This is a genomic window from Candidatus Brocadia sapporoensis, from assembly GCF_001753675.2.
In the GTDB taxonomy this organism is placed as follows: Bacteria; Planctomycetota; Brocadiia; order Brocadiales; family Brocadiaceae; genus Brocadia; species Brocadia sapporoensis.
Map to the genome: position 1 here is coordinate 1 of NZ_MJUW02000114.1, position 11,052 is coordinate 11,052.

The following is an 11,052-nucleotide window of genomic DNA, read 5'->3' on the forward strand; positions in this document are numbered from 1 at the left end:
ATAACGATATGCTATAATCATGACATCCCTTCGGGATTACAGAATCAATATTTTGTTCACTCATAGGGTTTGTGAGCGAATGTACGCTGAATAGTTACTTTTTATTTGTTTAAAAAGAGGTAACAATTTAGCTTTTTAAAAATCTTAGTAATATGATATCTTGCGGCCTAAAGTAGGGGCAGGTTTGAAACCCGCCCCTACAACAAATACCATTTGTAAAGGATTTTCAAAAAACTAAATCAATTCAAAAAAGGGGGCTTTATGAAAGAGAGCAATCTATTGCTTCTTGATATTAACCCTGCATCCGGCCTTGGTAAAATGTTACAAGAAACTTTCAAATCATCCAACGGACTAAATATCCCGCTGAACTACGAATCTATGGAGATGGAGACATCCCATCTCGCTACCAGGAATATTGCTAAAATTGTCCCGACTTTCCGCCCAGACATAATTTTTCTCATTTCGGCTCATGCCGTACGTCATCATGTCTATACACTCTTGCAGTCTTTAAGAACCGTATTTACGAAGATACCGGTCATCCTGGTGATGGATGAGTGTCCGGCTGAGGAGGTCTTTGATTTGCTTAAGATCGGGGCAACCGATTTCATCACACCACCGTTCAAGTCCGCCGATATCCTTCCCCGTATCTGGCGATTGCTGGAACAAAATGCGCCGGCAGAGAGAATACACCAAACTCTTATGGAAAAAATCGGATTACAACAAATTATTGGGGAAAGTCCAGCCTTTCTTGCAGAGATAGAAAAAATCCCTCTGGTAGCGAAAAGTGATGCGACTGTCCTGATCACCGGAGAAACTGGCACGGGAAAGGAGGTATGCGCCAGGACGATCCATTATCTCAGCCCGCGAACGGATAAACCGTTCATCCCGGTCAATTGTGGCGCTATTCCCACAGAACTGCTCGAAAATGAACTCTTCGGCCACAAAACAGGTGCATTTACCAGCGCCACCTCTTCCCAACCGGGGTTAATCCAGGAGGCAGACGGTGGTACCCTCTTCCTGGATGAAATCGACTCTCTCTCTGCCACGGCACAGATCAAACTGCTGCGCTTCCTCCAGGAGAAGGAATATCGCCCGCTCGGTTCTTCGAAGGTATGCAAAGCAGATGTTCGGATCATTACCGCATCGAACATCAAACTGGAAGATGCGGTCATGACGGGAAGATTCCGCCGGGACGTTTACTACCGGTTAAACATTGTCCATCTCATACTGCCGCCTTTGCGTGAACGACGCAGCGACATACCGCTTCTCGCCAGGCATTTTCTGGATACGTATGCAGACGAGTATAACAAACAAGCAGCCGAATTATCCCCCGATGCCCTGCAGATACTCCTGCTTCTTGACTGGCCTGGTAATGTCAGAGAGCTGGAGCACGTGATCGAGCGGGCAGTTGTCCTCTCAAATCAAAGAATCATAGGGAAGGAAGACCTTGTCCTGCCGTCGCCAGAAACCGATATGCAGATTGAGTCTTTCCAGGAAGCGAAGAAGAGGGTTGTCGTACAATTTGAAACGGCATATATTCAAGACCTCTTGCTTGCCCATCACGGCAATGTCACTAAAGCGGCACAGGCTGCAAAAAAGAATCGCCGGGCATTCTGGCAACTTATGCGCAAACACCACATCAATCCGGAAAGCTACAAAACTATACCTCATAGCACCACCCCGCCCCAACCAAAGGAAAAGAGTCAATAACTTCATTACGAACACTTCAGTTTTTTGAAATATTTCAGCAAAAACAAGGTATTACATGCCGCTTCGGGGCAGATTTGAAACCTGCCTTCACAATACAATATTATTCATACAGAGAACATTTCAAAAACTAAAGAGTTACCTTCTTTATCGTACCCGCATTCATTTGTATCCATTCATGATCGATTACAATTGCAGAACGACGAGTTGCGTCGCTCTACAATTGCGGCATTGAAATTCCTGGCATAGACTTAGATTTTTCATAACACACAACCAGGACATTTATCTGCATCTACCAGGACATATTTATCCTATTATTAATCCTCTCTATCTCAAACGACTTACTATAAATCTGCTAAAATACCCTGGACAAAAAGAACATAGTTAATGCTTAATTTATAAAAAAATCCAAGATCTTGCCTGAACGTTACATACAGAAAAGAAGTCTCCATCTCCTTCATCTCTTTGCATTTGAAAACAATCTGTCTCTCTATGCAATGAATTTTGTGTACAAGGGCATTACGGTTGCTTCATATTAGATTAACCGTCATGTCAGAAGATGAAAGTGAGCCTTGTCATTGTGACCATGAGGAACACCATCTCAATGTTTAATAATGAAAAAGCATGAAAACTGTACAACGGGAAAGCCATACATTATGCAAGAGATATTAGCCTATCTGTCAGTACATCCCGATGCCCAGGACACGCTGGAAGGTATAGCGGAATGGTGGCTTCTGGCGCAAAGAATCAGACACAAGACACGTGAGGTCAAAAAATCTATCGCAAAACTGGTAGCGCAAGATCTCATTCTGAAGCATGAAGGCAAAGACAGGCACACGTATTATCGAATAAATCGGAGCAAGTATAATGAGATAAAAACGATAAAACAAAAATCATAACGATAAGGGTAAACCCTGAGTGATCAGGGGACGCAAAGTAACAGGGTCTTTTGTAGGGGCGTAGTGCCTACGTCCTTTACGGATATACGTTAGAAGACAGCCTTACTGCCGAAGATGTTTGGAAGTGAATATCTTTGCAGTAAGGCTTTTTTGTTTCCCTTTGAATAACATGTAATCATTTACGAACAGACAAGGGAATTTACCATGAAATATACACTATGCATCACACAGCAATGTAATATGCGATGCCAATATTGTTACATCGACAAAAAGGATACGGAGATGTCTTTATCCATCGCAAAAAAGATTGTTGATTTCATCTTCAAAAATACTCCTTCCAAAGAAAAGATTGATATCGGTTTTTTCGGTGGTGAACCACTTCTTGAATTTGAGCTTATTAAAAAGATTACCGAGACGATAGAAAACCATCCATCGTTTAATAAGAAATTGGTAGAGCTTACCGTGGTAACCAATGGGACAATTTTTTCTGATGAAATAGCTGATTTTTTGAATGAACACCATATAGGGTTCTGTTTAAGTTGCGATGGCCCTCCATTTGTACAGGATACGTTTAGGTGCCTCCAGGATGGCAAAGGAAGTTCATCCATTGTTACGAACACAATAAGACGTGCGAAAGAAACTCTTCTCTCGGTACTTGTTAATGCGGTATATCACCCTCAGACCTTTCGATATTTACCTCACGTGGTAGAATATCTTGCTTCCCTTGGACTAAAGCGGATTTATTTAAATCCTGATTTTTCAGCGCCCTGGTCGAAAAAAGAGGCGGAATTACTTTCTGAGATTTATGGTCAGATTTCAAAACAGTATATTGACTTTTATCTTCAGAAAAAACCACATTTTATCAGTTTAATTGACAGCAAGATTGCCGTTATTTTGGGCGAAGGATACAAACCACTTGACCGCTGCAAAATGGGAACTGGAGAGTTTGCCTTCACACCTTCAGGAAATATTTATCCCTGTGAGAGACTTATCGGCACAGACACGGGAAATGGACACTGTATTGGTAATATCGCTAGCGGATTAAATAGAGAGCAAATGTCATGTAAGACAGCCCCTGGAATGGAAATAAATACCGAATGCATATCTTGCAGCTTGAAGGATTACTGCATGAACTGGTGTGGCTGCTCCAATTACTTTTCATCTGGGTATTACAATAGGGTAAGCCCGTTCTTATGCTTATCAGAAAAAACTGCGATTTTAACTGCATTTCATACCTTCCGAACCCTTGAAGAGAAACTTGGATCAGCCTTTTTTAACAATTTAACAGAAATACATACTGGTGCCAACTGTACGATCGGAGGATAGAATTAAAATTTGCAATCATGCTTCGGCAAGAAGTATCAAACATCTGAAAGGGTTTATAAAGATGAATCCGCTAAATAAAATAAATCATTTTCTATTAAAAGGAAACAGCATGAAGAATGGCCGCCCTCCTCCAACGATTGGGAAGTGTTATATCTCTTCATCTATAAACAAATAAGAGTCAAGAGGCATCGCATAATTAATAAATTCTGTTTCTGTGTTATATAAACGATATATTTTATGGAGGGTAAAACAATGTATCTAATAAATCCTTTCTTAGTCGGCAACCCTGATTTAATAAGGCGATTTAAATGGGGGATACCAGCAGATTTTTGGCTTAAAAATATAGACTATACCGGCAAATTTATAACGGAAAATCAAATCCGTCCCGTACCTATTGAGGCACTAGCGACAGAAAATCCACAGGGTATATTTGCAGCTAGAGAACAAGAAAAAGCCCTCCTACCTCATTCTGAATGGTTTGGAGGAATTAAGATACCTCATTTGCATTTTAAAAGAGATATCTATCTTCTCAACGAAATTCAATGGAGAAGATTTTCAGAAAATATTATTAATGATTTTAGGAAAAAGTTGGATAACGTAAAAACTGTGGGTTTTGAACAAGTTATGGAAATGTCAAATGCAATAGATAGTATTGTTGTCTAGTACGATACTAGGGGTTAGGTATGTTCTCGCATCAACTTTTTAAGGATTCAAAAAGAGCCGAAAACCGCATCCTAAAAGATAAGCATTGGATTCATATGGGTAATCTGTGCAGATGGGGAATAAATAGATGAAAAAGAAGAGCATGAGGTAATAAGGTTCAGGCTTCATTGTGAGCGTTTGACGTGTATGTTCGACAGAGAGAACTCACGTTGATGGCTTGTCGAACGATTAAAGGTGTGTTTCGTACTGCTAAATTCCATACTCAGTCATAGCAAGGTTATACACTCTTTTTCAAATTGATTCCGTATCTCTACGTTCATGGACAACAGAGTCTGCTATTCATGAAAAAAATGGAAGCGTACAACGTGAAAAAGCCATACATTATATAGGAGATATTAGCCTGTCTATCTGAACATCCCGATGCCCAGGACACACTCGAGGGCATTGCGGAATGGTGGCTTCTGGCGCAAAAGATCAGACACAAGACACGTGAGGTCAAAAAATCTATCGCAGAACTGGTAGCGCAAGATCTCGTTCTGAAGCATGAAGGCAAAGACAGGCACACGTATTATCGAATAAATCGGAGTAAGCATGATGAGATAAAAGCAATGCAACAGAAAAACATAACGACAAAGGTAAACCCTGAGTGATCAGGGGACACAAAGTAACAGGGTCTTTTGTAGGAGCGTATGGCATAGATGTAAAAAAGATAGCCTTTTTGCTAAAAATGTTCTAAAAGGAACTTGTGTAAATATTTTTGCAGTAAATCTTTTGTTTTAGGAGGTAAAGATATGACCTAAAGAGCACATATTATACTCCCAAATGTCCGCATAATAAGTCCTCTGAAATATTATAGGGAGGGTTAAATTTTATGAAATTTGAAAAATTAGTGTTGCAAAATCCATGCTCGGCAGAAGAAGAGCTAAATAAGGCTGGAGTAAAGACCGTTGTTAGCGAATCGAATGATTTTTATGGTGCAAACAGTTTAGAAACATTTTCAAGCGCAAGCGGACTGACCTACACGCACGAAGATGCAGATGGATTTTTAGATTATCCAACATCGTTTGCAGGAAAATCTGCAAACTACTGGCGTAAGGATGCAGGAGTGAAAGTGTGGGCTTACGAAGAAACGTACGATAATTGGCAGGACACATACGGTATGGATGCAGTGATGGTATTTTATCATTCCGGCCATGGCAACATGGATAACAACGGCGTATTTCAAGCACCACTGGGCGGTAAATGGGATAACCGCGATTGGGCATTCTCGAATAACATGGCGTTCGCAAACGAAGAGTTGCGCTATCTCTTCTGGTCAACATGTTTTTCGCTGCGAGTATCCGGCCCGGATAATCCGGTGCGAACATGGTGGAATCCGAACAAAGGCGGACTCAGAATGATGTTCGGCTATGAAACCACCAGCGTTGACGATCCGAACTACGGCAAGTTTTTTTGGGATGAATGGAAGAAAGGGAAAACATTTGCCCGTGCATTTTTGGATGCGAGCTGGAGAATCAGCCATAATCAGGTTCCTGTGGTAATGGCAGCAGGAGCGAATGCAAGTGATGCAATCAATCGATTGAATAACGAGCGATTCTTTTCGCGAACGCCCGTTACCAAGGGTTGGTATCAGTGGCAATGGATTGGAACTCTACCGACGCGTTCGTTTGCGAGCGAAAGAAGTGTTCCAAAGCAACTCAGCGGCATTATACTGAACAACAAGTTTGCAAACGACGAGTTCATTGCAAAAATTGCAAGCAAGGTTGGTGTTACACAAAAAGATGCCGCAATCCTTCTTGATCCAAACGGCAATCGTATGTTGTCAACGAAAGAAGTTCATACGAATGTAAACAACCAAGGCGCATTGAATTTGTATTTCGGCAAAACTAATATACAGAATGCCTCTCTCCTCGATGAGAACAAAGCAATCAAGATCGCTCAAAATATCATTAGCGATCTCGGTTTGAACGAAGGAATCAAATTAACGTTAGGAAATATCCGGCATTGTTTTACTTCCGGTGGAACATTGAAGGGAAGTGGCACGATAGAAAAGCCATATGCGGTTGAAACAATTGTTCAGTTCCGCCAGAGTCATGAAGGAGTTAAAAGTATCAATTCAGACCACGGGCTTATAGCAGTTAGCATTGATAATGATGGACGCATTGTCAACCTTTACGATTCTACGAAATTGGTGCTAGGAGAAGTTGACAAGCGTGCACTGAATGCATCATCACCGCCTGATCCGAAAGGTTCCTCTGGTACAAATACTGAAGCACAGTTCAAGAAGAAGATTGATAGAATCCTTGCTGACAGCGAAAGTAAATCTTCCGTACTTCATGAAACGGTTGGCTACGATTTTTCCGGAAATCTTGGTACCCTTGTTCATCAGAAGGAAATTGAAGTGGACTTCGGACAGAATCTGAAGAAGCGTTACAAAGTAAGAGTGCCATTGGAGTGATAGAAAGTTTGCAGTTGTGGCTGGGTTATTAGTAATTTGGCAACGCAAGCTTTTGCACAACCAAAAAATGAATCAGAATCAAATTATTATGGGAAAGATTGAAAAGGATAAGATCATGAAGTCAGGGTCATTCGTTATCCACGTATCCAGCGACGGATAGTGTTTCTACACGGATGAAAGTCCCGTCGTGGTAAAAGCCAGGGCCGTGAACCAGGGGAGAATCTATGGTTGCTAGGGTGTGTCTTGAATATATTTATTCTTTATCTTGTCGACTTGATCTCTTCGGCAGAAATGACCGGTATTTATTTTTAAGATATGACAGTTCTCCCTTTCATTGAGAATAAATAAATCTATGTAAGGAGGTGATGCTTAAGACTATAAGAAATGTACCACCTATTTTAGCGGAGAGGATGATAACACCTTGATTTTAAACCAAAAAAAGAGGAGATGATGCTTATGGAAACACGAAGGGGTTCGATTGAGGCGATTAAAGAAATAGTCAGGCTTGGCAATAGAATTAGTGTCGATGAAATGGCAAAGATTTCCGACATGGCTTTAGCCCTAGATGGTTCAATTACCTCGGTAGATCCTGATGGAGACTGGTGTGGCACAGGGCGTATTCGTTTTAAGTGGCCTCCCAAGAAGAACGAAGAGTTCATAAAACTGCTCGATCATTTAGTAAGAAGCAGGATCAACCACGAGGTACTGATTAACGGTATCCCGGTACCAGATCACATAATAATTAATGTTTCTCGTCAAATCGGCCAGAGATTAGGCCGGTAGGCCTTGTCATGATCCTATGGACAACTATATCCTTTCCAAGTATATGGTTGTAAGTGGCTGTGATTCTGTGAGGTATCCTCAAATTGAACAGGAGGTATAATGAACACGAGCAATAGGACAGTGCCGGCCAGTTATGATTTATTGTCGCCTTTCCTTCTTGCGCCAGGTGGAACACGAATTATACAGATACAGCCTACACTTCGTTGCAATCTGCGCTGCGTACATTGCTATTCAGAGAGTGGTCCCGACCGGACTGAAGAACTATCTCTCGAAAGCTTGAAAAATTTCCTTGCGGATGCAGGCAGTCTTGGATATCGGTATGTTGGTGTTTCCGGGGGAGAGCCACTCTTATGGGAAGGACTAGAAGGTTTTCTTGATTTTGCGATGGAAAAGGGATTCTCCACTTCCATTACAACAAATGGTACTCTTCTTACTGCAAAGAAAGCCGTTAGACTTCACAAGAGAGTAGGCATTGTCGCTGTGAGTGTAGATGGGCCGCCTGAGGATCATGCGGAGATACGCAGATCAACAACTGCTTTTATTTCCATGAAGCACGGGCTTTCAGCGCTGCGTGATGCAGGTGTTCCTTTTACACTTGCCTTTACTCTGACCCGGTACAATGCTGATCGACTACGTTGGCTCTATGAGTTTGCTAATGAAGAAGGTGCAGTAGGAATACACGTCCATCCTTTGTCAGGCATTGGGAGTGCTGGTATTTTTCTCTCTGCCGCAATTCCTGATAATGTAGAATTTAAGGTCGCATCGTGGCTTCTCGCACTATTAGTATGTAATAACGGGTCCGGTGTGCCCGTTATTACGTTTGACGCAATTCCGCGTGCTGTTGTAGAGCAGAGTTGCTGGCCAATGCTCGTGGAAGATGTTGAACGGCTCCGCTCTGCACCATTCGCCGACCTTGTTCCTTCCCTTACAGTCGAGCCGGATGGCTGCATCGTTCCATTCACTTATGGTTTTCGTCGTAAGTGGTCTCTTGGATTCATCGGACAAAAACCCTTAGATCGGATGGTAGAAGCATGGCGTGCAACATGCGCGGCTCCTGTCGCCACAATCCTACGTTCTACTCTTGAACGGCTTGCAGCAGCAGATATCGAGTATTGTGATCTGTTCTGGGAGATGTTGGTATCGGCCAATGGCTAGTGGGGGAATGGGTTCAGATCGCATCTTGAATAATTCCCTTTCTTACCGATTTAACACTTCCAACAAGAAAAACAACTAAGAAAAAAGATTATTATATCAAATGAGAAAAATGTTAATCTGGAAGATTTAATTTTTGAAATGAGGCATTCCATGAAAATCAAGCATTGTGTTTATTTCCTGACATTTCTTTCGCTACTTTCTCTTGCTTGCGCTAAAATTGAGGTGGCCGAGATCAAATTTAATCATGACACAACAAGCTGGAGCAATGATGCCCTGAATATCCGTCAGAATTTTACTCAGATCATTAACGTACCGGAGTGGAGCGCTGTTAAAACAAATCCCAAGGATTCACCGGCTGCATTCGTTGGCGGCCGCAGTGTGAAAGTTATGGTAAAATTTAAAGGGAGTCGCGATGGTGTCTACAAGGTTTATACACAAGGCGGGCCTTTTCATTTAAAAAAGACCTCTGTCCAGATTCTCAATGGCGTTTCGAATCCGGCTTGGATTTCATTCGAGACCTCGAATATACCGGCAAGGGTTACCGTTGCCGATGTGACATGGTCCTGGAAACGTAAATTATGGTGGGTATTCACTCAACAATTCGATACCAGTTATCATCGCTTTTATACCGTTCTGGATGAGCCAAAAGAGCCGTGGAAACAGGCGCCTTTTCCTGACAGCCAGAATCCGTGGACTGAAGCACTCGACTATGCCTGCTCCTGGGCAGATGGAGAAGGGACGTTTGATGGAATCGCTGGTAAGGTTACTGAACATATCAACAATGGACCATACTCCTATGATCAAAATGGGGGAGCAACGCACTATGGATATTATAATCTGACCGCTTTTCTGGATCGACTCAACGGCGGCTGGGGTAATGGGTCGGTTGTCAATTGTTCAGATTGTGGAATGTCAGTAACAACATTTTCAAACTTGCTCGGCTGTCAACTGTGGTCATCAAAGATGGGATGGGGGTTTTCTCTAAACAAAATTATTGCCGTAGGATATTCCACATTTGCCTGTCCGGATTGGGGATGTGGATTCAATTATCATGAAGTTGCCTGGACAGGGAATGCCCTTGCCAGTGAACCGGTTTTTGATGCATGCCTCAAGGTTGATGGCGATGCGGATCCGGTAAATTCCCCTCATACTGCTTTATTACCAAAAAATATCATCTTTGACGATCCATCGAATATCGATTATCACGAAAGGCTTGTGCCACCGGCCTCGCTTCCTAATTGCCTGGCACGGCCATCAACAAAAACGAGACCGCCGGTATTTTAAGGGAGGGTACGCGTAATGAACTCGTGACATTTTCATAGCCATCACTGTGCGGTACAGAGAAATTCACTAACCATGGCGTTGTGAAAAGCTACCATTGTTTGACTTATTTTGTCCACTAAAGAGGAGATTATAATGCAATTAACCCATGTTAAACTGATTTCTGCGCTGATAATTTTGCTGCCACTGTTTTCATTTGTTTCACATGCGGAAGAATCAGAAGAAACCCAGCGGGATTATCTTAAAAAACAAGTTCAATATGACCGATGGAAAGATATTTTGAAAACAAAATCCGAATTTCGCTATGAAGAGTTTAAACTGGACAATACTACAGTAAGTCCCTGGCGTATTCAACGCATGCAAGAAATTGGAAAAGCTGACCGCGGAAAAACAATTCGATATGTCCTCTCAAAATCTGATATTGTCCGGGAGGCGCGGGAGATACTTCTGGTTTCTGTCACCTACTGTCCGACACGAGCTGACGCAGCAGAAGGACTTGTTGACCACTTGCTCGGAATACAACGTCCCGGTCTTAAGCTTGTCGAGGAAGACGCCATGATACTGGGTGATCTTGAGATCAACATTCCGGATAGTCCCGAGCCGGCTATTTTCTATATTAGAGGCAATATTTTGATCTCTGTTGAAAATGCAGGAGAAAAAGCGGCAACGGACATCAGGTTGCTGGCGAAAACTCTTGATGAATATCTCAAGAAAAAACAGAAGTAACTTTCCTGCACCGGAAGATTGAGTTTTATTAAATACTGTTAAAAAAAGAAAGAG

The 11,052-nt window shown here is 42.2% G+C and carries 10 protein-coding genes and 2 riboswitches; all 10 genes read left to right on the top strand.

Translation table 11 applies throughout. From position 1 onward, the window contains the following. The first annotated feature begins 261 nt into the window (after positions 1-261). Complete coding sequence (locus BIY37_RS11255; protein ID WP_070067946.1) at positions 262-1,710, top strand: sigma-54 dependent transcriptional regulator; 1,449 nt, start codon at positions 262-264, stop codon at positions 1,708-1,710. A gap of 653 nt (positions 1,711-2,363) precedes the next feature. Then, on the top strand, positions 2,364-2,606 hold the full coding sequence (locus tag BIY37_RS11260) for a hypothetical protein (RefSeq protein ID WP_143299261.1): 243 nt from the start codon (positions 2,364-2,366) through the stop codon (positions 2,604-2,606). Continuing rightward, positions 2,604-2,719, top strand: a riboswitch (cyclic di-GMP riboswitch). It overlaps the preceding gene by 3 nt. 91 nt (positions 2,720-2,810) lie before the next feature. Continuing rightward, a complete protein-coding gene (locus tag BIY37_RS11265; RefSeq protein WP_080325045.1) occupies positions 2,811-3,932 on the top strand; it encodes a radical SAM/SPASM domain-containing protein in 1,122 nt (373 codons plus the stop codon). 237 nt (positions 3,933-4,169) lie between these two features. Next, positions 4,170-4,595 (top strand): hypothetical protein, encoded by a 426-nt coding sequence (locus BIY37_RS11270; RefSeq protein ID WP_230402524.1) that lies wholly within the window; start codon positions 4,170-4,172, stop codon positions 4,593-4,595. Positions 4,596-5,219: 624 nt separating this feature from the next. Continuing rightward, positions 5,220-5,321: riboswitch (cyclic di-GMP riboswitch) on the top strand. 145 nt (positions 5,322-5,466) lie between these two features. Then, positions 5,467-7,053 (top strand): DUF6345 domain-containing protein, encoded by a 1,587-nt coding sequence (locus tag BIY37_RS11275; protein WP_070067950.1) that lies wholly within the window; start codon positions 5,467-5,469, stop codon positions 7,051-7,053. 16 nt (positions 7,054-7,069) lie between these two features. Continuing rightward, the gene (locus BIY37_RS13570) at positions 7,070-7,213 is read left to right on the top strand and encodes a hypothetical protein (RefSeq protein WP_179129383.1); all 144 of its coding nucleotides are present in this window, start codon (positions 7,070-7,072) and stop codon (positions 7,211-7,213) included. 296 nt (positions 7,214-7,509) lie between these two features. Then, positions 7,510-7,836: a hypothetical protein gene (locus tag BIY37_RS11280; protein WP_143299262.1), complete on the top strand. Its 327-nt coding sequence runs from the start codon at positions 7,510-7,512 to the stop codon at positions 7,834-7,836. A gap of 99 nt (positions 7,837-7,935) precedes the next feature. Continuing rightward, positions 7,936-8,991, top strand: a complete 1,056-nt coding sequence (locus tag BIY37_RS11285; RefSeq protein ID WP_070067952.1) for a radical SAM/SPASM domain-containing protein — start codon at positions 7,936-7,938, stop codon at positions 8,989-8,991. A 150-nt stretch (positions 8,992-9,141) separates the two neighbouring features. Then, positions 9,142-10,275, top strand: a complete 1,134-nt coding sequence (locus BIY37_RS11290; protein WP_070067953.1) for a hypothetical protein — start codon at positions 9,142-9,144, stop codon at positions 10,273-10,275. A 132-nt stretch (positions 10,276-10,407) separates the two neighbouring features. Beyond that, complete coding sequence (locus BIY37_RS11295) at positions 10,408-10,998, top strand: hypothetical protein (RefSeq protein WP_070067954.1); 591 nt, start codon at positions 10,408-10,410, stop codon at positions 10,996-10,998. Positions 10,999-11,052 lie beyond the last annotated feature (54 nt).

Excerpts from the sequence above, each read along its gene's own strand:
- BIY37_RS11255 (WP_070067946.1), top strand. The coding sequence starts at position 262 with ATGAAAGAGAGCAATCTATTGCTTCTTGATATTAACCCTGCATCCGGC.
- BIY37_RS11260 (WP_143299261.1), top strand. The coding sequence starts at position 2,364 with ATGCAAGAGATATTAGCCTATCTGTCAGTACATCCCGATGCCCAGGAC.
- BIY37_RS11265 (WP_080325045.1), top strand. The coding sequence starts at position 2,811 with ATGAAATATACACTATGCATCACACAGCAATGTAATATGCGATGCCAA.
- BIY37_RS11270 (WP_230402524.1), top strand. The coding sequence starts at position 4,170 with ATGGAGGGTAAAACAATGTATCTAATAAATCCTTTCTTAGTCGGCAAC.
- BIY37_RS11275 (WP_070067950.1), top strand. The coding sequence starts at position 5,467 with ATGAAATTTGAAAAATTAGTGTTGCAAAATCCATGCTCGGCAGAAGAA.
- BIY37_RS11280 (WP_143299262.1), top strand. The coding sequence starts at position 7,510 with ATGGAAACACGAAGGGGTTCGATTGAGGCGATTAAAGAAATAGTCAGG.
- BIY37_RS11285 (WP_070067952.1), top strand. The coding sequence starts at position 7,936 with ATGAACACGAGCAATAGGACAGTGCCGGCCAGTTATGATTTATTGTCG.
- BIY37_RS11290 (WP_070067953.1), top strand. The coding sequence starts at position 9,142 with ATGAAAATCAAGCATTGTGTTTATTTCCTGACATTTCTTTCGCTACTT.
- BIY37_RS11295 (WP_070067954.1), top strand. The coding sequence starts at position 10,408 with ATGCAATTAACCCATGTTAAACTGATTTCTGCGCTGATAATTTTGCTG.